At 49.8% G+C, this 25,693-nt stretch carries 20 protein-coding genes; 8 read left to right on the top strand and 12 right to left on the bottom strand.

The features are described from left to right. Window positions 1-187 precede the first annotated feature (187 nt). Complete coding sequence (locus MWU63_RS18970; RefSeq protein ID WP_247079495.1) at window positions 188-2,308, top strand: hypothetical protein; 2,121 nt, start codon at window positions 188-190, stop codon at window positions 2,306-2,308. Between the two features lie 107 nt (window positions 2,309-2,415). Here MWU63_RS18970 and MWU63_RS18965 read toward each other — a convergent pair whose 3' ends face one another. Both MWU63_RS18965 and MWU63_RS18960 read right to left on the bottom strand, forming a co-directional pair. After that, entirely contained in the window at window positions 2,416-3,459 is a 1,044-nt protein-coding gene (locus MWU63_RS18965; RefSeq protein WP_247079493.1) for a hypothetical protein, read from the bottom strand. 71 nt (window positions 3,460-3,530) lie between these two features. Further along, complete coding sequence (locus MWU63_RS18960) at window positions 3,531-4,070, bottom strand: recombinase family protein (RefSeq protein WP_247079491.1); 540 nt, start codon at window positions 4,068-4,070, stop codon at window positions 3,531-3,533. Window positions 4,071-4,419: 349 nt separating this feature from the next. Between MWU63_RS18960 and MWU63_RS18955 the strand changes: the two genes are divergently transcribed. From MWU63_RS18955 to MWU63_RS18945, 3 genes are all read left to right on the top strand, one after another. Continuing rightward, a complete protein-coding gene (locus tag MWU63_RS18955) occupies window positions 4,420-4,695 on the top strand; it encodes a hypothetical protein (protein ID WP_247079489.1) in 276 nt (91 codons plus the stop codon). Window positions 4,696-4,767: 72 nt separating this feature from the next. Beyond that, on the top strand, window positions 4,768-6,099 hold the full coding sequence (locus tag MWU63_RS18950) for a hypothetical protein (RefSeq protein ID WP_247079487.1): 1,332 nt from the start codon (window positions 4,768-4,770) through the stop codon (window positions 6,097-6,099). A 1,667-nt stretch (window positions 6,100-7,766) separates the two neighbouring features. Next, the gene (locus MWU63_RS18945) at window positions 7,767-8,462 is read left to right on the top strand and encodes a recombinase family protein (RefSeq protein WP_247079485.1); all 696 of its coding nucleotides are present in this window, start codon (window positions 7,767-7,769) and stop codon (window positions 8,460-8,462) included. A 287-nt stretch (window positions 8,463-8,749) separates the two neighbouring features. Here the strand turns inward: MWU63_RS18945 and MWU63_RS18940 are convergent, their stop codons facing one another. Continuing rightward, entirely contained in the window at window positions 8,750-9,373 is a 624-nt protein-coding gene (locus MWU63_RS18940; protein ID WP_247079483.1) for an HNH endonuclease, read from the bottom strand. Between the two features lie 156 nt (window positions 9,374-9,529). Between MWU63_RS18940 and MWU63_RS18935 the strand changes: the two genes are divergently transcribed. The 3 genes from MWU63_RS18935 to MWU63_RS18925 all read left to right on the top strand — a co-directional run bounded on the left by MWU63_RS18935 (window position 9,530) and on the right by MWU63_RS18925 (window position 15,157). After that, the gene (locus tag MWU63_RS18935) at window positions 9,530-11,335 is read left to right on the top strand and encodes a site-specific DNA-methyltransferase (protein WP_247079475.1); all 1,806 of its coding nucleotides are present in this window, start codon (window positions 9,530-9,532) and stop codon (window positions 11,333-11,335) included. Beyond that, window positions 11,335-13,947 carry a DEAD/DEAH box helicase family protein gene (locus tag MWU63_RS18930; protein ID WP_247079473.1) on the top strand — a complete coding sequence of 871 codons (2,613 nt, stop codon included), beginning with the start codon at window positions 11,335-11,337 and terminating at the stop codon, window positions 13,945-13,947. The genes MWU63_RS18935 and MWU63_RS18930 overlap by 1 nt, the downstream gene beginning before the upstream one ends. Window positions 13,948-14,011: 64 nt before the next feature. Beyond that, the gene (locus tag MWU63_RS18925; protein WP_247079471.1) at window positions 14,012-15,157 is read left to right on the top strand and encodes a YaaC family protein; all 1,146 of its coding nucleotides are present in this window, start codon (window positions 14,012-14,014) and stop codon (window positions 15,155-15,157) included. A gap of 353 nt (window positions 15,158-15,510) precedes the next feature. Here MWU63_RS18925 and MWU63_RS18920 read toward each other — a convergent pair whose 3' ends face one another. The 9 genes from MWU63_RS18920 to MWU63_RS18880 all read right to left on the bottom strand — a co-directional run bounded on the left by MWU63_RS18920 (window position 15,511) and on the right by MWU63_RS18880 (window position 24,412). Then, a complete protein-coding gene (locus MWU63_RS18920; RefSeq protein WP_213891336.1) occupies window positions 15,511-16,119 on the bottom strand; it encodes a hypothetical protein in 609 nt (202 codons plus the stop codon). 17 nt (window positions 16,120-16,136) lie between these two features. Then, complete coding sequence (locus MWU63_RS18915; protein ID WP_247079469.1) at window positions 16,137-16,688, bottom strand: recombinase family protein; 552 nt, start codon at window positions 16,686-16,688, stop codon at window positions 16,137-16,139. A gap of 3 nt (window positions 16,689-16,691) precedes the next feature. Further along, a complete protein-coding gene (locus MWU63_RS18910) occupies window positions 16,692-16,979 on the bottom strand; it encodes a recombinase family protein (RefSeq protein WP_247079467.1) in 288 nt (95 codons plus the stop codon). A gap of 365 nt (window positions 16,980-17,344) precedes the next feature. Next, window positions 17,345-18,829 (bottom strand): hypothetical protein, encoded by a 1,485-nt coding sequence (locus MWU63_RS18905; protein WP_213891330.1) that lies wholly within the window; start codon window positions 18,827-18,829, stop codon window positions 17,345-17,347. A gap of 4 nt (window positions 18,830-18,833) precedes the next feature. Further along, the gene (locus MWU63_RS18900; protein WP_213891328.1) at window positions 18,834-20,378 is read right to left on the bottom strand and encodes a hypothetical protein; all 1,545 of its coding nucleotides are present in this window, start codon (window positions 20,376-20,378) and stop codon (window positions 18,834-18,836) included. A 473-nt stretch (window positions 20,379-20,851) separates the two neighbouring features. Next, the gene (locus tag MWU63_RS18895; protein ID WP_213891326.1) at window positions 20,852-22,402 is read right to left on the bottom strand and encodes a TRAP transporter large permease subunit; all 1,551 of its coding nucleotides are present in this window, start codon (window positions 22,400-22,402) and stop codon (window positions 20,852-20,854) included. Next, a complete protein-coding gene (locus tag MWU63_RS18890; protein ID WP_213891324.1) occupies window positions 22,402-22,896 on the bottom strand; it encodes a TRAP transporter small permease subunit in 495 nt (164 codons plus the stop codon). The genes MWU63_RS18895 and MWU63_RS18890 overlap by 1 nt, the downstream gene beginning before the upstream one ends. 59 nt (window positions 22,897-22,955) lie before the next feature. Next, window positions 22,956-24,041: a TRAP transporter substrate-binding protein gene (locus tag MWU63_RS18885; protein WP_247079465.1), complete on the bottom strand. Its 1,086-nt coding sequence runs from the start codon at window positions 24,039-24,041 to the stop codon at window positions 22,956-22,958. Window positions 24,042-24,208: 167 nt separating this feature from the next. Continuing rightward, window positions 24,209-24,412 carry a DUF2892 domain-containing protein gene (locus MWU63_RS18880; protein WP_213891320.1) on the bottom strand — a complete coding sequence of 68 codons (204 nt, stop codon included), beginning with the start codon at window positions 24,410-24,412 and terminating at the stop codon, window positions 24,209-24,211. A 256-nt stretch (window positions 24,413-24,668) separates the two neighbouring features. On the opposite strand from MWU63_RS18880, the gene MWU63_RS18875 reads away from it, so the two are divergent. Further along, a complete protein-coding gene (locus MWU63_RS18875) occupies window positions 24,669-25,586 on the top strand; it encodes a 2-dehydropantoate 2-reductase (RefSeq protein ID WP_213891318.1) in 918 nt (305 codons plus the stop codon). Window positions 25,587-25,693 lie beyond the last annotated feature (107 nt).

The following is a 25,693-nucleotide window of genomic DNA, read 5'->3' as shown; positions in this document are numbered from 1 at the left end:
GAAATTTAGGTCAGCAATACTGACCTTGACCCGTTTTTTCCGATTGCTAGGTAAAATTAATTTGCGGTGCTAATGAAGATCTAGCTCATAGCAAGGGCTGAAAACCGGCGGTCTCCGTTCTTTCCAATTTTTAACGCGTACGCGCGAACAGGAAAGGTGTACCTGCCAAGTATAGGAATAACTACGAATGATTAAACTAAGTGGCGAAGCGAGCAGGATTTTGCAAGGGCTGAGCGAAAACGAAAAGAAACAGATCCGAAGTGCACGAAAGGCCGACGGCATCGCGTTGCCAGCAGCGTTGATGCAGATGCAACACCCAAGCAACGCAGACTTGATTGCCGTGTTTTATGGCATGGAAAAGGCAGGTGCATCGCCCGCTGACTATCCTGCTGTGATCGGAGAGTTTGATAAGAAGTGGAAGCTGGGCAAGCGCTTGCCGGGTGACCTTCGGAAGGTGGCGAGACATCTCTGGACAGAGCGTCAGCATGTAAAGAGCCTGACGATCTCAGTAGGGATAAATATCAGTGAAACCGGCTTCGATGAGCACTGTGAATATACGTTGAAGCGTTTAGGTCAAGTCCACACACCAGACAAAGCCACGCTTTTCCGCCATGGGGAAGAAATTGCTGAGGTCGTACAAATTGCTGAGGCCGGAACTGCAAATATTGACGTTCTCACACAGGATCAGTTTTTTCGTGCCTTGTCTGATAATGTTGCCTACAAAAAACAGGTCAACAGTGATAACACGTTTCGCTGTGCCCCACCGCAGGACTTAGTGAAATACGTTTACCACAGCCGCAATTTGCCTTTGCCTTACTTAGCTTCGCTAACACGTGTCCCGACCATGGGCGAGGATTACCGTATCAATACTACGCCCGGTTACAACATTGCAGGACATGTGTACTACGCCCCGCCTCTTGACGTTTCCATCCCTGAACTACCCAAAATAGTCTCGGCGGAAAATCTTGCGGAAGCCAGACAGATTCTGGTGAGGGAATGGCTAGGAGATTGGCCTTTCGACTGCTGGACACGCGCAGACCTAGAAAAGGCTGCACTGGGTGGCGATGTAAACAACCCGCCGCCACCTTCACTCCTGAATGCAATTGGTTTTGCAATGGAACAGATTGTGCGACCTGTTATCCGGGGCATCCTCCCCCCAATGGTTTTTACCAAACCAACAAGCCGAACAGGCGCGACTTTGCTCGTAAACGCAATTCAAATTGCAATTGCAGGCGAACCTGCGTCCATGACGCTGGAGACAGATGACCAATCTATGGAAAAAAAGATAGTTTCCCACCTTAAGGCTAGCACTCCGGTTGCGTTGCTTGACAACGTTTCAGGCGCGGTAGACAGTGGATTGCTTGCAAAATGGTGGACGGATCCGATCTTTGCCGGACGCGATCTTGGAAAGTCCAAAATGTTGGCTCTACCCGTCACCCATAGCCACGGTATCACGACAAATAATGCCACATTCAGCCGCGAGTTGGCTAACCGGCTAGGAATGTGCCGACTTGATGCACGTATGGCACGCCCTGATAACCGTACCGGATTTCGTCAGTCGAATATTCTGGATTGGACCAAAGCGAACCGGGGACCAATCCTATGGGCACTTTGTGTCTTGGCCATCAATTGGGTGCAGAAAGGACGCCCAAAACCTGTAACGCCCACGTCTTGGACGGGCGGACCCAATAAAGTGCCAGCTAGTATCGTATGGGGTGGATACGAAGCTTATGTTGACGTTATCGGCGGCATTGTTGGATCTGCTGCGCCCAATTGGACGACTTGGCAAGCAAACCGACACTTGATCGACGCTGTAGCCTATTCTGGCGAAGATGATCCGGTAGTCGAATTGTTGACGGAATGGGTTAACGAAGCAAACGGCGTCCCAAAGGAAATCTTGTCCAAAGATCTTACGAACAAGAACCCGAAGCTGACTAAGATGGGCCTTGCAGGGCTCGCCCGCGAACACTTCATCTCACTGCCTGCACCGGTGAAACTTGATAATACCGGTATTTCGTGCAGTTACACCCCTTCCTCAATCGGTATTTGGCTGACAAAGTATCGTGATCGCCCGTTCGAAATTGAAGGCAAGGAGTTTGTTCTGGCGCGATCCGAAAAGCGGAGCGAACATGGCTACCTTTGGAAGTTGGAACCATTGATAACGGCAAAGCAGGTGGATGCGCCGATTGCTAATAATGTCACATCGATACGGAACGAACAGAATTCCACAGAGATTGGAGCAAAGATTGCTACGAAAACTGATGGTTTGTCGGAGGTGGTACCGCGAAGAAAAAACATTGCAAATTAGAGAATGGAATAGTGCCGCTGTTAAGCGGCTTTTCCTTTTGCGTGGCACATAGAGAACCCTTGGAAAAGTTCTAACTAATGTTCTTTGAAGTGCATTATCCTCAGAATTTAAAACTTACCGCTTTTCAAATTTTTCAATGCCCAATCATGGCCTGTTAGGAAATCAATTATGTAAAGAAGGTCTCGAGAGAATTCTAAGAATTCAAAAAGATTTTCGCTGTCAACGCTGTCTTTAGGCCCATGGGCGATCTGGTTGCGCTGACTAATCCACTTTTGAAGATATTTTTTATTTTCATCGCTCAATGGAAAATACTCAATAGTTAGTTGGCTCCTTGTTGCGTGTTGGATGGCAGGTATCACCTCCATGATCAGTTTGAGAATGGACGGCGATTGCATTTTTTCCATTACCAAACGGCTGTTTGGAATTAGATGTGAAACGTATTCCTTTAGACCAATTTCAAGCGCGGAGACTGCTATTAACAAAGAGCTACGTGGTGTAGTCCGAGAAAGCTCGATAGCTTCGCGCATTAGTTCATGGGCTAACGGTTCCTCAGTCTTCCCAACAACTAAATTCGTAAAATGCTCTATGGCAGGTGCTGCTGTGTCTAGGGGAGAGGCTTCGATCACACTTACTTGCGTGTTTCTGGGTAGTCGGTGCCATTCGGTACCATCGTCTGACCATTTAAATGAGATGCTACCAAAGGGCTGGTGCCCACCAGAAGCACATTGTGCCCAACGCAATGTAGAAACGCACTCTCGAATTAGGTCACTAAGAATTTTGTGTTTTTGATCGAGAAAGGATTGTATGAATCTTGGCAGCACTTTCCACGGGACCAAGTTGTTTGGCGATATTTTTCCGCTTGTATCAATGATGGTTTTGGTCAGTGAGCGTAGTGGAAGTACGATATGCGGAATGTTCTCCGGTGATATGTGGTTCTGATTGAGTGAACGAAAGAAATCAATTAGCCTTTCTTCACAATTACATTCCAAAATTGCATCACAACAGAATTGTCGCACAATCTGATTGTTGTGCTCTACCTCCCTGTACCAAAATACTATTTTTGTTTTTGCTGAAATCTCTATGTTTGCTGGTAGATCAATTTCGCTTCTGGCGTGCATTCCATTGAGAGAATAAGTTAGTTTGATCCACATAATCAACATTTTAACTAAGCATCGTTAGATTGTCTTTAGCTAAGTTAAAGAGCGTATATTCGCGCCCTGACTTAGGCTAGAAGCCGATATACTGAAGCCCTACCTATTCCTAACTCTTTGGCTATCTGAGATGCCCCTTTACCCTCAGCTTTAAGCTTTGCAACAGCTTCCTTGTCGATACTTGCAGGTCTTCCCTTAAACTTACCGAGTGCTTTTGCCTTCTCGATTCCTGCTCGTTGCCGCTCCTTGATGAAGGTTAACTCCATCTCAGCAACCATGCCAAGTACGGTTAGGATCATCTTTCCCATTGGCCCACTCGTGTCGATCTCAGGCTCAAGGACACGCAGAGAAGCACCTTTTTGGTCTAGCTCATGCACAAGGTTCAATACGTCCCTAGTCGATCTTCCTAGTCTGTCCAGCTTGACGACAACGAGAACATCACCAGATGCAATAAACTCTAGAAGCGTATCCAGTTCATTCCGTTGATCCCTAGACTTCCCTGATGCTTTCTCTTTTCTGACAACTGTGCATCCTGCATCCTTTAACCGTTGCTCTTGTATGTCAGTAGATTGTGACGACGACGATACCCTTGCATATCCATAAATACTCATTGGACTGTCTCCTTTGACTCTTAAGTATTATAAGAATATTGTCTTATAAGAAGATAACAAGTCTAATGAGACATAAATTCCTTAACATCTTTGTGTATCGTATGCGTATAGTTAAATAAGACATAGATAGGAAGAAGGATTAGGCAGGGAAACAGGGAGATTGAATAGAGATTAGGTGTTGTTGATCTCTAGAGCCCTCACCCCGGGGGGACAGGGGGTGCCTCTATTCAATGAATCACACCTCAAGAATTTCTAGGTAAAATCTGGCTTGATCGATATCATGTACTTCAAGCCCAATAACCCTATTTTGTGAGGATAGGGTCCAGATGCGGTAAGTGGGGGAACTGATATGGATTTTGTAGTTCTACTGCCTGCAGTGGTTGCTTATTTTCTTGGATGGTATGCGATTGCATTCTGGTTGTTTATTTTGCTCATAACAAACAGCGTATTGGGTACTGCGCGCGCATTTATTGACCCAGATTGGTATGCCAACAAAAGGCTTAAAGCGACGGGACAATATATTCACCCGGGGGCGTCGCTTCTGATTTCCAAAGCAGTATTGTTGGCTTTGCTTTCGGCCAGTGCATACGCTCTCGCTGTCAAAGCTGGCTATCTGAGTAATTAAGATGAAATGCCTAGGTTGTTGAAATGTTACCCTAACAAACGGAACGATCTTTTCTTGCCAAGAGGATAGCGGATGTCGGATTTCCTAGTTTTGATCGGAGCTGTTGGGGGAGTCGCCTTCATCCTTTGGCTTCTGGTTTCGGCTGCGACAAGTAAGCTATCTAAATCCATGGATTCAATCGAGAAAGCAGGTAAGGCAGCAGGTCGAAAACGTGTCATAAATTATGGAAAAACAAATCAATCTCTTCACTATGGCCGGCTGTTGAATGACTACCAGATTAGCGAAGCTGTGGACTCAGCAATTAAAACTTTGGAGATGGAAAGTGAGCCACTTGGATTACTAAATTCCATTGAAAACGAAACTCAGGTAGTCGCTTTGGAAGCATATGCACGCGGTTTGCTAGATGCCTTTGTAGTTGGTGCTATGCATCGTGCAAATCTACTTAATCTCGACAAGTATGAACACCTGAATATGTCTCCGAGAAACCAACACGCTTACGAAGTTGGCGTGATGAAAGCAAAAAAGGCATTCTCAACGCGCGTTCGAGTGAGCGACTTCTTTGAGTCAATTTATAGCCTCGTCGGTTTGGCCTTTCACTTTAGAACATTGTTAGCCCGATTGGATGCCGCAGTTCTACAGAATGACAAGTTTTTTCAGATGGGAGTTGATGACGGGATGCATCAAGTTAAAGTTGCTTATCAAGATGTTCTCAATCCTACTCGCGAGCTGTTCCGCAACTGGTACATCAATCGCGAAAGCGAAGGTGAAAAGGAGAAAGCATTAGAATGGAAGCTGAAGAATAAGAGTGATCTGGATATTACCGAAGATAGTGCTCTTGGTAATAATCAACAGGGACAAGTATTGTTTGGAAACTCTCCGAACCGTGACTTTGTGATAAATGAAGAAGCACTAGTGGCAGCAGTAAACACGACGATTACGCTAGTTCATAATACTGTTGCAGCGTTTGGAATCGTGCCGACAGAACTCACAGAAGCAGAGCTAATATCAATCGAGGAATACTTTATTGGCGCATACAGCGTTCTTCTAACAACCGCATGCGATCTGGAAGAAGGAGTGGACCTAGGACACGAAGTCGGAACTAGAGTTCTTTCAAAGCTGGCACGGGAAATTCTTAGTTCAGGCGTTAGACTTAGTATCATTTATCATTTTATTGGCGATGCAGATTTAAAGAGCACTGATGTAAACGAGTGGTATGATCAAAAGGTACATGATGTCGTTGAGAGATTGCGCTTTGTATCCGCCAACCCTCAATTGGACCAACAATCATATGATCTGGGCGTTCAACAGGCACACATTCTTGTATTGCATTTTAACAAGAAGGGACCAGAACCGAACTATGCAGCACTACACGAACTATTCCGATCACGTGGCAGTATCTATTAATATAATTGAAATCAGAACGTGAATTCGCATTCCTGCACACTCCCGATGGCAGAGAACAATCGAAACAGATAATTTAATAGATAAAAGGGAACTGCTTCTATGTTTCGAAAAATACTACTTTTCTTCGCACTATTATTTACGACACCGATGCACGCAGAAACTTTGTCTCTCGGAGAATACCTTAGTACCATGGATAGAGCTCCCGTAACTTTCTCTGGCTCTATTAAATATGAGAGAATGGACGACAAATTCACCTTCATTGATAGCGAAAGAAACTATTTTGGAGTCACGATGGATACAGGTCGTGAGACAAGGGAACTTGTCGAAAGCAATTGTAAAACTCGCAGCTTCGGGTTCTCCGTATCTGACTATTGTTTAATTGAAGGCAAGGGAACAGTCGAAATTAGAGGTAGCGGCATATACTTAAGCATCGAAGAAATTACGTCATTTAGTAGCCCTATAGTAGATTAGAACGCTTTGGGGGCTTTGAAACTCCACCGTGTGGTGCTGTCTATGCCTACGGAAAAAGAGTTTAACAAATTATGAAGTTTGAAAATGAAAAACAAAGACTGATCGATGCTGTTCAACATGTAATGGCCACTGTTTTCTCAGCTCAGAACGCCCTTCGATCTTTAGCACCAGAGTACAAATGGGCAGGTAAGGTTTCAAGTCGGTGTAACGATATCTTGTACAATTATCGAGTGACATGAATTGTTCTAGAAGACCCACTGTAGACTAGCGTGATCTGCAGCCGGTCTACATCTGGACCTACAGGGATTTTTATCTTTATATTATTGATGCTTAAGAGAATTTATAACAAAACCTGTAGAGCTGTAGACTCCATCATCATCCGCATATGTTTCCGTATGTTCGTTCCTTCGAGCCCGTTTAAGTACGTTTGTTCCGATGGGCGGGTGTCGCAGGGTCTACAGGTTTACAGGAGGTCGTTGAACCCACTTCAAACCTTTGTTTTCGCAGGTTTTTTCATCTGATATTGAACTGCAGACCGACTGTAGGGGACAAGAGTCTACAGGGTTTCGCAGGCCAACCACTAGATAGAAGTGTTTTCCGATAAAGAGATCCCCTCTCGGAACTTAGTTGTCCGGTTGCTTTGCCACTTTGTTGAAAACACACGTGCCAATCGCAACCCCTCGTAAAACCTTCGGCGAACCGCGTCTATGCACTTTTTACATCTCGCAGCGCCTGTCGAAGCCACTCATTGCAACTCCAAAATGTTACACAGTATTTTAACAGAAACCTGTTAATCGTGTGCTAGCTCGACAAAGTTTTTGTCCTAGGTGTCTCCGTAAAGGTATGCGCGAACGAACACAAAGAACGTGTGGCAACCAGCGTCCACTGGGGTCGTTCAGCACCATCGGGCATTCACTCAAACGAACACAAGACTTTCGAGCAATGGAGCTTAGCCTCCCGAATGCGAAACGGTCTTGAAGAACTACTCAAGTTACCAACTTAGCTGCCCTTCTCTTTCAAACTGCCACGCTTGATCAGGAACCCTACGGAAACGGCCTCGCTTACTCTTGAAAAAGGTCACTTTCTAAAAATAATAGTTCGTTTCCAATTATTTAATCGAAACAACGCTTCCAATCTGTTATCTTTCTTGAGAAAAATAACACACTAACTACACAAGCTATTGAAAGTATTCAGTTATGTTAAAAAAGAAATGTAAAGCTTTTGCCTACCTTCGCACCTCTAGCGCAGCAAATGTGGGTGCGGACAAGGATTCGGATCAGCGGCAGCGCGACGCGATTTCAACCTATGCGGATCGCGCGGGCATCACGATAGAGGCGGAATTCTACGACGCGGCGGTGAGCGGGGCAGACCTGATCGAAGAGCGCCCCGGCTTTGCCGCTTTGCTGGAAAGAATAGACGGCAATGGGGTTCGAATAATCCTTATCGAAGACCCATCGCGGTTCGCCCGCTCCATGCGTGCCAGCGTGCTGGGTGAAATGCTCCTAAAATCGCGCGGGGTCATGGTGATCTGTGCGAACGGTGAACAACTTTTCGACCACGAAGATGAGATGCGGCAAGCCATGTCGCAAATCGCGATGGTGTTTTCGGAGTTGGAAAAAACCCGGCTGGTCAGGAAACTTGCTAAGGCACGGGATCGGAAAAGCGTTGCCCAAGGGCGCAGGGTAGAAGGCCGCAAACCCGTTCCGGAGACCACGGTCAAGGAAGCCACGCGCCTGTACAGGAAGTCCCCAAAGACAGGCAAGCGACGCAGCCTTCGCGAGATCGCAGAAGAATTGGAAATTCTGGGCCTGACGCCCCCCAGCGGCAAAGCGTACAACCCGAATTCGGTGCGCCAGATGCTGGAACGAGCTGCGGTCTATCAGCCCGCCTGACAACCGGCACGTGCCCAGACAGATAGTCACTCCTGTCCTATCCCTCAGATGTCATATCGAGCCTGCTGGCGCTTAGAGTGCACCCCGCAAGACCCGGGTGACGCAACGCTCAGTCGCCGGGCGCTAAACTTTTCATGAAGCTTCAAAGGGGGGTATACCCCCTACCCCTGTTTTTCCTCTAGTAGCTGCGGCGACTTACGTGAGCAACTTTGGGAAAAGGTTGCAATCAAGCCTCTCATAGCAAGCATACCCCAATCTTGTGTCTTACAGCAAATATTCAGAATTCATCAAAGCAAAGTTCGAAGTTCCGACATACTGAGGGGCCGATCTTGCCTCGAATGCGCAACGCGATGGCAATTTGGGCAGAGACACGTAAGATCGTTGATGGAAGTCAGAACGATCCCATTCGAGTCACCAATTGGGTTGAGATGATGCACATCAATAATGTATTGATCCGGCCCCACTTGCTTTCGGTAGCTACACACTTGACAGGTGAAGTCATCTAGCAACTTTCTTTGCTCAACAAGCCTTGGGTCTCTGGATTTTCGCAAGTATTTAGCTTCATGAACAATACCTTCGATGCCAGCGATATAGGCTGGTTGCAGAGGGTACGCAGCATCTGTAGCGCTATCGTCAGCAAGATGTTCAGGTAGCAATCCCCAAGTACCCTTACCTATACCCTGAACACTGTAGAACACCTCTCGCCCACGAAAATTTGCGGAGTCTTTTGCATTGTCTTCAACAGTTCGCCGGATGGTAGCGTCCGACTTGGCCGTCCAGTTGCCTCCGCGAGACGTCCTAATGCGCTTTGCAACGGGGTAGACGTCTTGGTAATTGGCCATACCGCCCAGTTCGTTGAATGCCTTAATCAGATCGGCAAGCCACGACGTTTCTTTGATTTCTATCGGCATGCCTCAGCTCCGCCCGGTCTCATCTTCCTACGAAGATGCCATGAGACAGGGTTAAATACAAAGTTTGCGTGGAAAATGATGGAGCTGCACTCGAAACTGGCAAAGAGACCAAGGCTCGTATAGGCATGAAAGAAAATATACATAGAGGCGGCGCCGATGACCGAGTTGCATTTCAAAGGCAAAGAATTTGTCTATAACCACCATCTTTCGGTGCCGTTCCATCCACTTGTGCCCCACGCGGATAAGGGAATTGGTGAAGTTGCGTTTGACGGTAACCTGATCGTTCAGGGAGACAACCTCAAAGCGCTAAAAGCGCTTATGCCCATGTATGCAGGCAAAGTGGACTGCGTTTTCATCGATCCGCCGTACAATACCGGGAACGAAAACTGGGCGTATAACGACAACGTCAACGCGCCAGTGATCAAAGAGTGGCTGGCTTCCAATCCAATAGGGATCGAAGACGGTCTCCGCCATGACAAGTGGTGCGCAATGATGTGGCCTCGTCTGCGTTTACTGCATGAATTACTCGGCGCGAACGGTAGCCTGTGGATGACGCTTGACGAAAATGAAATTCATCATGCTCGTTCGATGATGGATGAGATTTTTGGTGAAACCAATTTCATTGATACGGTAATTTGGCATAAGAACTATGCACCAAAAGCGACTGTTCAATATTTTTCATCTGATCATGATTACTTGCTGATTTACGCAAAAAACAAAGAAACGTGGCGGCCAAATCTCTTGGCTCGAAGCGCAGGACAGGACGATATTTACAAGAATCTCGATAATGATCCGAGAGGACGGTGGAGACCAAACAACCTTGCCGCCAGAAACTACTATAGCAAGGGCACATATAGCGTGAAGTGTCCGGGAGGTAGAGTAATCAAAGGCCCGCCGTCCGGTTCGTATTGGCGAATGTCCGAAGAAAAACTTTGGAACTTGGACAAAGATAACCGGATATGGTGGGGCGAAGGCGGCAACAATGTCCCCGCCCCAAAAATTTTTTTGAGTGAAGTTAGAGATGGGCGCGTTCCACAAACTCTTTGGCACTGGTCAGAGGTAGGTCACACTCAAGAAGCAAAAAAGGAGTTGCTCCGAATTTTGGATTTTGACGAATCTGGAGATGTATTTGTTACGCCAAAACCAAGCAGGCTAGTAAAGCGTGTCTTGGACCTTGCAACCGATGAAAATTCAATTGTGTTGGACTCTTTCTCCGGATCAGGAACTACAGCCCAAGCAGTTTTAGCTGCAAATGCGGAAGACGAAGGCAATCGCCGTTTTGTATTAGTTGAAATGGAAGACTACGCGGACAAAGTCACTGCGGAGCGTGTTCGCCGTGTCATCAACGGTTATGACTACACCGGCACTCAGAAATCCGAACTCCTCCGTGAACCATTAAATTGGAAAAAGCTCGAAAAAGCCTCTGATCTTGTTGCGAAAGTAGATGGGATCGAAAGGCTTGAAGGTGCTGATTTTGACAAGATCAGCAAACAAATAAAAGACGGAGAACTAATAGTCACAGGTGAAACTAAGATTGAAGAAAGAGTAGAAGGGCTTGGCGGCTCCTTCACCTATTGTACTCTTGGAGATCCGGTGGAAATGGACAAAATCTTGACCGGTGAATCTTTGCCTGCCTACGATCAGCTTGGCGCTTTACTTTTCCATATGGCGACCAACCGCACATTGGATATGGCGGGTATTGACCAAGGCGTAAAATATCTGGGGCAAAGCGAAGATCGCCATGTTTGGTTGATCTATCGCGATGATCTGGATTGGCTCAAGTCGCAGGAGGCTGCGCTCACTCTATCTTTTGCGCGCAAAATCGCAGCGGAAAAAACCGACAAACCGCACCTTGTTTTTGCCCCTGCTAGGTTCGTAAGCCAAAAACTTTTGAACGAAGAACATTTGCGGGTTGAGTTTGCACCATTGCCCTTCTCACTCTACCGGATTGAGCGGGACTGATGCGGGAGCTTGAGTATCAAACACGCGTTCTGGAGACACTGAATGAATATCTAGACGCCCTAAATGAGCACAAAGGTAAAGCCAACGCCGTTGTCGAGCTTGCATCGCAGAATCCCACAATTGAAATCCCAATCCCGGATTTTTCGAAAGGCGCGTGGGATCAAATGAAGGCGAAAGGGAGTTTGCCGAAATCGCGGGCCGAAATCCCTTTCTCGGAACGCTTCGATGGGTGTGGCCGGCCAGTTCCCAACATAACGCTGAAAGTACCCACCGGTGGAGGAAAGACCTTCTTGGCGGCAAATGCCGTTTCACGAGTAATGGGCCGCTATCTCAACAAGAGCACAGCGTTTACATTGTGGATCGTGCCCAACGACGCAATATACTCCCAAACATTGAAGCGCTTGAAGGATCGTCAGCACCCGTACAGGCAAACGCTTGATCGCGCAGCGGCTGGCAAGGTAAAGATATTTGAGAAATCCGATCGGCTAGATGCCCGGGATGTCGAGGAAAACCTCTGCGTCATGATACTGATGCTGCAATCAGCAAATCGGGAGTCAAAAGACAGCCTCAAGATGTTTCGCGACCGTGGTGACGTGCATGGCTTCACCCCCTACGAGGGCAATCAAGCAGACCATGAGGCACTGTCGAAAGCCATTCCGAACCTATCGACCTATGACCAAGCCGACGGTGTTGCACCTTGGGCGATGATCAAGGACTCGCTTGGCAACGCGTTGCGTATTATACAGCCGATTGTTGTAATGGATGAGGGGCAGAAAGCTATTTCTGATCTGGCGTTCAAAACCCTATATGATTTTAACCCGTCCATTGTGATTGAACTGTCGGCTACACCGATTGACGTTAGAGCGCGCGGTGGAGCAAATCCACGCCCTGCCCGGTTTGCGAACCTACTGGTTGAGGTAACGGGCCGCGAGATTGACCGCGAAGGCATGATCAAGATGCCTCTGAACCTTGAGACCAAGGCTGGCACTGATTGGAAATCGACGTTGAATGCCTCTCTAGCCAAGTTGAACGAATTGCAGGCACTTGCGACCGGCTTTCACGGGGAGACAGGGCGCTATATCCGCCCGATCATGCTGGTGCAGGTGGAACGCACCGGAAAGGATCAAAAAGATGCAGGATTCATCCATTCCGAAGACGTGAAGGCGTGGTTGCTGAATGCTGGATTCAATGAAGCGGAAGTCGCAATCAAAACTGCGGAAAAGAATGATCTGAACCAACCAGAGAATATTGATCTGTTATCCCCAAGCAATCGCGTGCGGGTGATCATCACAAAGCAAGCTTTGCAAGAAGGATGGGACTGCCCGTTCGCCTATGTATTGTGTGCCTTGGCAGCAAGCTCCAACCTAAATGGCATGACGCAATTGGTCGGGCGCATATTGAGGCAACCCCACGCCACCAAGACCGGTGTGGGGCTCTTGGATGAATGCCACATCATTGCCCACCACGGGACCACAGGTGCCGTTGTAACCGCCATCAAAGATGGTTTGGAGGGTGACGGGCTGTCTGATCTGGTCTTAAATGTTAGTGGTGCAGATGTGAGCGGAACGGCGCGCGTGGCACGGAAACTCCCGAGACGGGAAAGGTTCGCCAAGGCAGACATATATCTACCAAAAGTATTGTGGGTGGATAACGGCGAAGTCCGCGACCTTGACTATGAAACCGACATATTGGCGAACGTTGATTGGTCGAACTATGACGCAGCGGCGTTAGCCGCAACCATTCCGGAAAACGCTCAGGCTGCGATATCACAAATACAGCGCATACATCTCGCGGATGGTGACGAGCAAAAGATCGAGGCGGAAAAAATCGAAAGCCGGACAGCGCGCTCTTCGTTTGAACCATCTTACGCAGTGCGTATTCTGTCTGACCTTCTACCAAATCCGTTCGTAGCTCGCGAGATCGTGCAAGGTTGCCTGACCGCCCTGTACGAGCGTGGTTTCGCTCCTGAGAAAATAGCTGCGCTGGGCGCATTAATTATCGAAGAACTCAGGAAGTCGTTGGATCAGGAAAGGACGGTCCTTGCCGAGGCATTATTCAAATCGTTCGTTGCAACAGGCCAAATCCAGTTTCGCCTTCGCATTGATGGCCGCAATTGGGTTATGCCCTATGAGATGGAAACTACGGAACCTACGACCGCTCGACAGATTGCACGTAGCGACGGAACACCACTTGAGAAAAGCCTATTCGCACCGGTTTATGAAGCGGAGTTGAACGGGGAAGAACAAGGTGTAGCGGTCTATCTTGACGCCGATAAAGCGCTCATTTGGTGGCATAGAAACGTAGCACGCTGGCAGTATGGGTTGCAGGGCTGGAAGCGTTCACGAATCTACCCAGACTTTATTTTCGCTGCGACCGAAGAGAACGGCGAGCGTCAACTTACGGTTCTTGAGACTAAAGGTGACCAACTTGATAACGCGGATACGGCCTACAAAAGGGATGTGTTGACAGTACTTTCAAATAACTTTTCTTGGGACAACACAGCGCAAAGCGGAGAGTTGGAGCTGATTAGCGATACAGGAGAAACGGTAGCCTGTACTTTAATCCTGATGAGCGAATGGAAAGCAAAACTCCCAGAATATCTAGGCTCTTAACACACCCCTTTGGTAGAGTGAGTTCGGTGTGTATAAGGTTGCGGATTGTAGAAAAGAGGTCTCAATGCCACCACTACCCCGAATGCGTATTGGAACCGAACTAAAGGCTCATGACCGACTCGTGCCGTTTTCCTTTTTCCCGACAGCCGAAGTTGGGCATCGTCGGCCAGTTCAGTCATTGCTCTTTGCTATAGACCCGTGGCTCATCATGAAGCGAGCAGTTTCAGAGAGAATTGCTGATCCGAACAGTCGCCGTGAAGCTCAATCCTATCTTGAACAAGCAGAAGATTTTTTCCTGTCCGCATCATCTTCTACGATTGGTGCTGCACAACCGGTTCAACTGTACTACTCATATCTGAACCTCGTGAAATCGTTTGTGATTTGCCGTGGGTTACGCCCCACGTTGTCCAACGTTCAACACGGGATAGCAGAAAAAATCGGGGCGGGCGGGAGCGAGTTTGTTGATGCAGAACTCGCCTGTTATCGATCACCCAACGGGCGCGGTCAATTTCAAGCTTTTGATGAGTTTATTCAGGCTTTGGGGGCACCTCGGGTACCAGACGCCCATAGAATACCCATGAAAGCGTTACTTCCACAGATATTGCCGGGACATCGACTTTGGGCTTCAGCGGCGGAGAAACGAGAACGGTTCGTAAGCATACAGAGAATAAGCTTTATGGTTAACAGCGCTTCAAAAAAGGTGTGGCTCCGACTTTATCTGTTTGCAGACGACATAAGGAGACTCGGCTACTCACAAAACGATGTTCTCACACGCTCCGGTTTTGCCGTCGACTTTAAAAAAGTGAAATGTGACGAGCAAATTAATGGGAGAGGTTTGGTATGTTTCGAACAAAAGAATACAAGGGATTTTACTCGCCATGGTGTTGATCAAGCAGAGAATCTCTCGGGCACCGTCCGAGATCGACTCTGGGCGACCGTCGGCAGTTCGACACCATACAGACGCTACTATCTTTATCTCAATCCCATTCCTGAGGCGGCGCACCTTCTTACTCAACTTGGATCAATCTTTTCGCTCACGCATTATCTGGGCTCGATCACGCGCTATCGCCCAACGGTGTTTCAGGATATTTTGGATGGAGAATTTGGCCCTCGGATAGCGGAATTCGTGTCTGGGCAAGCAGCGCAGTTTGTATATTTGATGGCGTCAGAGTTCGCGCATCGCGATGTGACCAAACCCTCAATAGTTTGATTTTCTTTTGACCATTTTTCATGTTCGTTTCGTGAGAATTCTGTACTTTTCGTCCGTGATTCTGTACTTTTCTGACTATCATTCGAAATTGGGGCTCAAAAAACTCATAAATTCAAAGCTCTAGTGGGATCAAGATCTATCCCTAGAGCGATTCCAGGGTCGCCCACCACTCTCCCCCCCTAAACCGCCGTTTTCGCACTCACTTGAATTAGTGTTATATTTCTGCCGCTTACGGGACCGTGAGACGCCAGAGACCTCACTTTTTATCTCTCATCTAAGCGGTTTTAAGGCTATTTCCGGGAAAGTCTCAGCGAGGCAATTGCGAGTGAGGTCTTGACGCTCTCGCCGCACTCTCAGACGTGCGGGAATTCAAGGATCTGGCGTTGTTTCGCCCAGTCCAGTGGGAGCTCAGGAAGATCGCGAAGCGTTTTTGCGCTGAGATGTGATGGCTGTCGGCCTTCTAAGATTGCTGTCGAGATGTTCGGCGCCAGCCAGGCGAGTGGGAGAATGCGGCTGACCATCCCGCTGCGCAAATCTTCCCGCTCGGTGATTTGCTGAATGGAGGACGCTTTTCCCTCAAGCAACTCGCGTGCCCATCGTCTTGCGTCTGCAATAAGAGCGATGAGATCCGGATCCTGTTGCGGCGCATCTTTTGCCGCAATGACGATCAGTTTGGCACGACTGTTCTGCCGCTTTTGGAACGGAATTTCAAAACTGGCCGGAATTGGATCGCATGGGATTTGTGGCTCCAGCAACGCAGCGAGATTGATCGAGATGTGCAACATGCCCGTCTGCGCACTAATTCTGTTTACGATTTTTTGGAAGGTTTGTTCTGAGGCGGCGTCTTCGGGCCCATCAAAACTCAACTCCCGCAGATCTAAAGCGCGCAAGATATCCGCAACCAAAGTCGTTTTGCTCTCAACGCCCTTCATTTGATCCGCCAGCCAGCGGGCATCGGACAAGTGGTCCCTAAAGCCTTTCAGAACCACGCGCTCAAGTTCTTTCGCAGGCAAACGTTCCACCCGGGATTTGTCCTCTGAACCATGCAGTGGCAATGTGTAATACCGTATCGCTTCGTGCGAAATGTTCCGTCTTGGTGCACCGATTTGCTGGCATAGGTGGTATGCATTGCCCGATCCTTGGAATCAAACAGAACACCGTCCAGAAGACAACTTGCACTTCGGCGCACCGAACTGATTGTCTTGCCGCCATGATCCGCCAGTTGCGTCCGAACCAATTGCCATGTGGCATCATCAATGATTGCCTCGTGAAGTCCTTCATGCAGGTCTTCCTTGTGACGGGTTTTACCGATGTAGATCGGGTTGCGCAGGATGTTGTAGAGTGCGCCGTGCGAGAAGGCAGCGCCACCGGTGACACGTCCATGTCGGTCGGTCCGGCGTTTGCTAACGACGCCCAATTCATTCAGTCGTTCTGCCAATTGCCGTACCGATCCTGCGGACAAATATTCGGCAAAAATCGCTCGGACGGCCGCAGCTTCCTCTGCATTCACCATCAGCGCCTTGTCCGTCACATCTTATCCAAACGGAACGGCACCGCCCATCCACATCCCCTTGCGTTTGGAGGCTGCGACTTTGTCGCGGATGCGCTCGGCGGTGACCTCGCGTTCAAACTGGCCGAAGGAAAGAAGCACATTCAGGGTCAGGCGACCCATTGACGACGTCGTGTTAAACGCCTGCGTGACCGACGCGAACGACACCCCTGCCCCGTCAAACACATCGACCATCTTGGCAAAGTCCGCCAGCGACTGCGTGTCTAGCCCTTCGTGATCCGCGCAGCGAAATTCCGGTTTGAGCCCATTCAACGAATTGCTACGCCGAATCGAACGGGCGAAATACGCACAAAAAGACCTCCATAATTCGTTGGCAAGAACTGCATATTGTGTCAGGCCCACTGAAGTTTAGGTTCGTCTCCCATCGCAATAGTTAAGCGAGGGTTCGAACGCGTTCTCAATCAGGATGTTCGTGTTTTTGCGGTGCAGGAAAGATCTTGATCAGTTTTCGGAGATTCTGAACGGTTGCGGCGAGGAGGAATTCATCGTTTGCGCCGCATGGAATGGTTGTAGGTTGCACGGCGCGGATGGCGGAGTGCCTAGAAGTTCGACGCATCCAACCAAAAGGCCTGGTGAAGAAGTCTAGAGTTGCTAGAAGTGAGGCGGCTCAGAACGAGCTACTGCGGTAATGGTATAGTATTCAAATAGCGCAACAACTTTTCTCCGAAAACGGTTTTCTCGCCTCTTTTCGATTGCGTCAGTTGATCGACGCACTCTTGTACGACAGGGATCAAAGTTTGTGTCGCACGCCGACGTTGCCCGTCCCAATTTGGCAAAGCCTCGAATTCTCGCTCAAACCTTTCTGTCAAATCTTCAATCTTTGCGCGGTAGTCGGCCTGCAAGCTTTCCGATGCACCATTTTGGAGTTCCTCTTCAAGGCCACGCCCCCATCGTGAACGCTCAGAATCTAACTGCTCGATTACCAAAACCGCTTGGTTGTAATTTCGTCTGGCAACCCACCAATCATCATATTCTTTCTGGATCATGTCGTAGCAGGCCCGGTCAAAACCGGTCCAATCTGGCGCTTTGACAATCTCGTCATCAACCCAGCTCGGTCGATCAAACCCATTCCACTCGGTTGTTGCTGGATCGATAGAAAATTCCGCGTACGCTTTGCAATTTGCCTCGACATATATTTGCGGGCTGTCAGCGCGCAGAACAATCACGTTATGACGAGGCCCCCTCCTTCGCGTTGTAGGGCGAACTTCATACTCTGCAGCAATTAAAAATTCGTAGAGCCTTGCAAACCTGCCATCGTTTCCACGGCAGTTACCGGATGCTGCCATCACAACGGATGCTGGAAGTGTGTTTCTGGGAATTTTAGGGTGCTGGGCAAACATTTGGTAAATTATGTCAATATCGCCACAGTTTGGCAGTGTAAAAGTGGTTTGATACTGTGTGGATTCCGGTTCAACAAATTCTGAAAGTTCTTCAAACAAACCATCGACTGATTTGTCGATTAATTCTTTTAGAAAACCATCTAAATCCCCAACTTCTTCAATTCCCTTCTTAACGGCTTCTGAAAAAACATACTTAGCCAAGTTTTCTGCGAATTCCTCTGCTGAATCGGACTCTAAAACAACCTCCACGGCATCTGAAATGAAGTCGACTGCGGCGGCCCCGGGCACCGAAAACCCGGACAGGACGAAGCTCGCGACACTTAGCGATGTGGTCACGGCAGATTTAGCACCCTGCTCAATAGCTTCTGACGAAATTCCTATTCTGAGAATGTTAAGCACTTCCTGCGCGCATTGTTGTTCGCCATAGGCGAAAATAACCGGTGCGTTTGGCCTTTCCAATGAATCCGAAGTAATGTCCTGGCCGGGTTCTGACGGGCTAATCCAATCTGGAAGTGTCTCGTGGAGTGACGGCCAGATGCTTAAAAAATCGAGCTCCACATCGACGCTGGAATCGATACCTTTAACCTCGAAGGTTTCATCGACACCTCCGGCTGTGACGTCAATTTGATCGCCCGCAGGTAGTTTCTGGTCGTTTCCGTCGGCCATAGATGCCTGCGGAACAATGCAATTCAGAAAAAGAACTGCAATAGCCATCCGTGACACCGTCAGAAACCGGGGAACAAGCATTGCTGATCCAGCCATCACATTAATCCTCCAGGCTCAGAACAAATACAGGTGTCAAACAAATTTTGGGGTCTGAAATCAGGTCGGACCCACAAGTAGCTGTCAGCGAAATAGGGTGTTCATTTGAGTTCACCGTTGCCCCAACTTCATGGCCGGGTGCTTCCTCATTGATCAGTATTTTGAGGCGAAGCTTTTGACCCACCTCAGCCACGTCAACAGGTTTGTATGGTGGGTCTGCTTCTACCAGAATTATCTGTTCGACCTGGGGCGTTTGGAAAAACAGCGCGGTGTAAATTTTTTGTTCAGTTACATTGAGGCGGCAATTCTTAGCGAATCCAGTTGTTGGATCGACGTCATACTCAATAACTTTTGCTACGATCGGAATCTTTATTCCTTCGTCGTCAACAGACCCTTCAAACACTGCCCAAGATTCTGTTGAATGGTCGAGTTCGCTATCTAGTTCATGGTGGCATAGAAATTCGTCGTCGTAGCCGGGCATTGCGATGTTAAGCCGTTCTCGGCCGCTAATTCTGTTACCGTTTAAAATGCCCTCGAATAGAACCCTCCCCGGCCTTGCCATCCCACTAAAAAACAACGCCCCACGAAGTGGGTCTTCCGGGTTCGAGAAGTAATCAGCTATTTCATTGAATTCCTCCAAGGTAAGCACCTTGCTCCCATAGGGAAAATTTCTAACACGCTCAATGATGCCTCGTACTTTGTCGCCATCTCTTTCAATCCGAATTTCCAGCGGGAACCCAAGATACCCTCCATCATAAGTGTACCCCCATATGCCGGAATGCACCCAATCGGATTGTAGCTCGGTAGTTTGCTCCGTGACCTCCGGCTCGTCTCCTATCGCGGGGGTGACAGAACTAGATCCGCTGCTAGAAGCGGTGTTTGAACTTGGGTCGGATAAGCCGTTTTCGACTGGATCTTTTTGGGAAGAGTCAGTGCCTTCCGGGTCTGGAATTTCCACTGCGCCAGACGAATTTCCACTGGCATCTTGCCCAGTTCCGTTACCCAAATCGGTAGCGCTTTGGGTGAGTCCACATGTGAGCATACCCCCTGCAACTGCCCCTGGAAACAGTCCTGATGGGCAAAGAGTTGCAGTGTCAACTTTATGGTGCAGCAATCCTAAACCGCCATCGGTTTGAACTGTACACATCGGCTCACCCGTTAATGTGTTTTGGGTAAGGGACGCATTCACTCCAAAATTTGATGCGCAAATCTCTTCCAAGTTGACTTGGGAACTTTGCATCGCACCACTTGTGTTGCCGGACTCAACACAAAGCACCAATTCGGCTTCTCGCCGATAGTCGGCAGAACCAAATTCGGCCAAGCAGGCATCTGCTGCTTCAAACTTGTAGTGGGTAAGACCTAAACCGTCATCGGTCTGGATGGTGCAAAGCAAGCCATTATCCAACCGCGAAACTGATTGGATTGCGTTTGGGCCGTAGAGAGAACGGCAGTACTCATCCAGATTGAGCAGCGAACCTGCTGCAATTGAACCCTGAGCCATAAAAACTAAACAGCTCGCTATTACAGTGCATGCAAATTTGTTGAACATTGATCCACCCAATCAACCTTTGCAATACTAGCATAAAACCCTTCGATCCAAAACTGTGCATCCAATCTGTTTCGTTAGAAGAGGGCTTTGGGCACTTTTTCACAAAGTCAGTTGGGGAGTAATAATGGTTTCGAGCATCCTAATTTCAAGCACTGTGGAAGGTCTCGGGAGGTTGTTACAATACGTCGGCTTTCAACGCTCTTGGCGCGTTGTCAAATGGCAGATCTCGAATAGCGTTACCGGCCCTTCATGTTAAGCACAACGAAAGACGGCTTCGAGCCCATCTCGGAAGTGTCAATTTTTTGCTGCGTGCGCACGCAGCGCCATTTTCGCTGCATCAGCTCAAAAATTCACGCTGCTCAGCAGAAGAGAATGCGGCCATTGAGACCGCCGCCAATTGCAGACATTCTTGGACTGCAGTTCATTGCGACCATTGTACTGCCTAAAATTTAGGCCACTGTAACAAAGCTGGTTCAGAACAGGACCGATGGCAACCATGTCGCCAATGCCGGAAGCATCCAGATTAGAACGACACCAACTGCCTGTATTCCGATGAACGGAACGACCCCTGCGTAGATGTGGCCTGTCGTGACCTCTTTTGGCGCGGCCCCGCGCAGGTAGAACAGTGAAAACCCGAATGGTGGTGTCAGGAAGCTGGTTTGCAGGTTGATGGCGATCAGCACGCCCAGCCAGATTGGATCATGGCCGAGCAAGATGAGTGTCGGCGTGACCAGAGGCAGAACGATGACCGAGATCTCGACAAAGTCCAGAAAGAAGCCCAGGAAGAAGATGAAGATCATGCAAAAGACCAGCGCGCCCGTTGCGCCGCCGGGCATGTTGCTGAGGATCCCCGCAACACGCTCTTCGCCGCCCAAGCCGATAAAGACGAGACTGAAAATGCCCGCCGAAAGGATTGTCGCGAAGATCATTGACGTCATGGTGAGGGTCGACCCGATTGCCTCATACACGACTTTCTCTTTGATAGCGGAGCGCAGGGCGAGAAGGACAGCGACCGCACCGACAATGGTCAGCACTGCGTAAACGACCCCCAATGCAAAGGTGCCATTGCTAAGGTCGTCGCGTTGAAAACGCACAGGGAAGGCCCCTCCCAGAATACCAAGAGCGATGAAGGCAGCCGTGCCCAAAAGGATCAGCTTGGGGTTGATGCCCATCTTGTGACCCGTCATCAGCAGCGCGCCAATGGCCCCCACAGAGGCGGCTTCGGTCGGGGTGGCAATTCCTCCCAGAATGGCCCCCAAAACAGCAAAGATCAGCAGGATCGGTGGCACAACGGCGCGAATGACTTCGGCGCGATCAGGTTTGGCCAGATCGGCGGGCGCGGGCGGCATGTCTTGCGGGCGGATCCAACCGCGCAGAAGGATGTAGATCAAATAGAGGCTGACCAGCAGCAGGCCGGGGATTACGGCTGCGGCAAAGAACTGCCCGACGGACAGCGCCTCGACCGAGAACTTGCCCTGCTCATACTGTGCCTGTTGGAACGAATTTGACATGACATCAGCAAGGATGATCAACAGGGTCGAGGGCGGAATGATCTGCCCAAGCGTGCCTGCAGTGCAAACGATACCCGAGGCGACGCGCGGATCGTATCCCGCGCGAAGCATGGTCGGCAGTGCAATCATACCCATCGCAACAACAGTGGCCCCAACGATGCCTGTTGAGGCGGCCAGAAGTGCGCCCACCAAAACCACAGAGATGCCTAAACCGCCGCGAAGCTGACCGAAAAGGCGGCCCATCGTGTCCAGCAGATCTTCTGCGATACGGCTCTTTTCCAGCACCGCCCCCATGAGGACAAAGAGCGGAATAGCGATCAGCACGTTGTTGGATAACAGGCCAAAGACGCGCTGGCCCATTGCGCCCAGCAGGGTGATGTCCATATGGCCCGTATACCAGCCGATATAGGCAAAGATCACGCCAACGCCAGCGATGGAAAAGGACACGGGAAAACCCATGAGGATCGCGCCCATAAGGGCGGCGAACATGATGAGGTCAAGATATTCGATCATCATGCTGGCCTTTGTAGAATGAGCCGGATCAATAGCGATACGGACTGAAGCATGACGAGGATGCAGAAAGCCGGGATCAGCGATTTCATTAGGAACACGGCTTCGATGCCGCCGACAGATAACGGACCCTCAAGGATCTTCCAGGAATTGCGCACTGAAGGCCAAGACCAGTAGAGCAGTGCGGTCATTGAGGGCAAAAGCAGGAAGAGATGGCCGAAAATATCAATGCGTCTTTGGGTTTGTGGGTTGGCCTTGGCATAAAACACATCGACGCGGACATGTTTATCGACCAGCAGGGTATAGCCCGCCCCCAGCATGAAGAGGGTCGCATGCATGTAAAGCACGCTTTCTTGAACTGCGATGGAATTCAAGCCAAACGCATAGCGCCCGACGACGATGGAGAATTGCACAAGCACCATGAACAATGCGAGCCATCGGACAAGTTTGGCGACGCCGGTGTTGAAGGCGTCAATTGAATTTGCCAGCTTTTCCATCTGCCCCTCCCAAAGCGATGTGATGCCTGCGCGAAGGGTGTTTCGCGCAGGCGGTCTTCTTAGTAGCCCATGACCGCAGCGCGTGCGTTCATCTGGCCGTTGTCAGCATAGACCATATAGCTACCCACGGAATCGCGGTAGGCGACAAAGCTCTCTGCGATGCGCTTGACCAGCTCGTCATCATCCTGACGCAACTCGTCGATGACTTCAGCAGCGGCTTTGCCCATGGCGGTGATAACGCCCTCAGGGAACATTTTCACTTGCACGCCTTCATCGGCGACCAGCTTTTGCAGTGCGGCTGCGTGTTTGGTCGTGTATTCAGTCCAAACTGGGTTGTAGAGGCTTTCGCAGGCGAGGCTGACAACCTGTTTCAAGTCATCGGGCAGCTCTGCATAGGCTTCTGCGTTGACGCCGCATTCCTCGGCTGAGGACGGTTCCCCTACACCAGGCCAGTAGTAGTTTTTGGCGACCTGATGATAGCCAAGTGCACTATCTGTCCATGGCCCGATAAACTCGCCCGCATCCAATGCGCCGGTTTGCAGCGCTTGGAACATCGCGGGGCCGGACATGGCTTCTGCCGCCATTCCCAGTTTCGCCGCCATTTCAGAGGCAAGCCCCGTGGTGCGGAATTTCAGACCTTTCAGGTCTTCGGCTGAGTTGATGTCGTTGCGGAACCAACCGCCCCATTGTGGGCCTGAGTTACCACACAGGAACGGCTTGATGCCGAAACGGCCATACATCTCGTCATAAAGCGCCTGACCGCCACCGTGGTAGAGCCAGCCGAACTGCTCATCCGCTCGCAGGCCGAATGGTTGCGAGCCAAACAGCAGGATGCCTTTGGACTTGGATCCCCAGTACGCGGGCACCGCGTGGTATAGCTCTGCTGTGCCTTCGCTGACGGCGTCAAACACACCACGCCCGGGAACCAGTTCGCCAGCAGGGTAGAGCTTCACTTCGATCCGGCCACCCGACAGTGTAGTGATACGGTCTGCCAGAGTTTGTGCCGCCACACCGGGTCCGGGCAGGTTCTTTGGCCAAGCGGTGACCATTTTCCACTGGCGTTTGTCTTGTGCAATGGCCGGTGAGGCCAAGGCTGCGGCGGCTGTGCTGACGCCTGCTGCCGCTAGAAATTTACGTCTGTCCATGAGTTGTCTCCTAGTTGGATTTGGTTGGGGTTGGTTTTCTTTCGAGGCCGTCTTCTGCGGTCCCAGATGCGTTTGGGATGTGCATTTCGAACGTCTCGCTGATGCGAGCGTAATCGTAGCAACGCCGCACGGCGTCAGCTCTTCAGCAGCTTTGGCTTAGGATCGCCTCAGGCGAAGCCAGCTTTTGTCGGCAGTCCCATCTTCTTCAACGTCATGACCACGGGACAGATTCCAGTGAAAGACGCCTGGATGAGATGTGCGCCCATGATGCCGTTGAGCCAGAGCCAGTTCGGGCTATGAAAGGCAGCAAGCAAGGCGCTGCCCAAGACGATTAGGCCGACGATTAGAAGGATCGAACGTTCTACGGTCATTGATTTTCTCCCAAGATGTCTCCCGTCACTCAGTAAACCCGGCGAAGCACCATCTGGCAAGTGGCTCCTTCGTCCCGCTTAGTAGTCGTTGGCGCAGACTGCAACGAATGACTTTTCTAAGCCCGAAGCGGATTTAAATTATCGCTAGGAAAGAATCTCATTGCCGCCCCGAAGATCAAAGTTGGTCACCATTTAGGTGGAAACACGACCTATCGGCGTCCTATAGTGAATGCGCGAATGTCTTTTGGAGGTCCAAATGAGACTTGCAACTTTAGCCACCGGCGGGATCGGAGGATTCTTGGCGGTTAAACTGGCCCAAAGCGGGCATAAGGTTGCCACGATTGCCAGAGGGGCACATCTTGCATCGATAGCTGAGAATGGGCTGACGCTTGACAGCCCGTCAGGCGTTGAATGCGTTCACCCATGGATCGCGACAGATAACCCGTCAGAAGTCGGGGAGGTTGACGCAATTATCTTCGGTGTCAAAGGTGATGCGTTGGATACTGCTGCAAGGGCTTGCATGCCGATGCTCGGTGCCGACACTGTTGTTGTACCATTTCTCAACGGCGTTGAGGCGTCAGATAGGCTGGCCGAAATCCTACCTGAGCACAACGTTGCAAACGGGATGGCGCAGGTGTCGACAACAATTGCCTCACCGGGCGTTATCAAGCAAACGGGTGAGTTCAATGTGTTCACTTTTGCAGAACGCGATAGCAGACCTTCAGAGCGCATTGACGCCTTGAGAAATGCGATTAACGGGGCGGGGTCATCAGCACCCCCGACGGATGATATCAAACGCGATGTTTGGTCCAAGTTCGTTCTGTTTTCGGCGGTCTCCGGTGTGACCGCCGCAAGCCGGTGCACGATGAATGACATCAAAACTATTCCGCAACTCAGCGAATTGTTCCGGAGAGTTGTCTCGGAGACGGCGTCTATCGGCCGCGTCCTGGGAGTTTCATTGCCTGACAACATCGAGGATAAAATTTGGTTGGCGGCTCTAGCGCTACCGCCAAAAATGAGAGCCTCAACGGCGATCGATTTAGAGAATGGCCGCCCTCTTAAGATCGAATGGATATCCGGAGCCGCGGCGAGGATTTCAAAAAAAGCTCGTATCGAAGCACCTATCAACTCGGCTCTATATGCTCTTCTTCTGCCTCACAAGAATGGCAGATGAATGGCACCTTTGTCCCTGTGGTTTCAACTGATCGCCGCAACACATGCTTCAAATTTCTCTGCTGGCGTTTGGTATTGCAAGGTCTTTCGAGGTCGCTCGTTGAGTTG

This window comes from Pseudohalocynthiibacter sp. F2068 (assembly GCF_023015645.1).
GTDB lineage: Bacteria > Pseudomonadota > Alphaproteobacteria > Rhodobacterales > Rhodobacteraceae > Pseudohalocynthiibacter > Pseudohalocynthiibacter aestuariivivens.
This window is presented reverse-complemented; position numbering and strand designations above follow the sequence as displayed.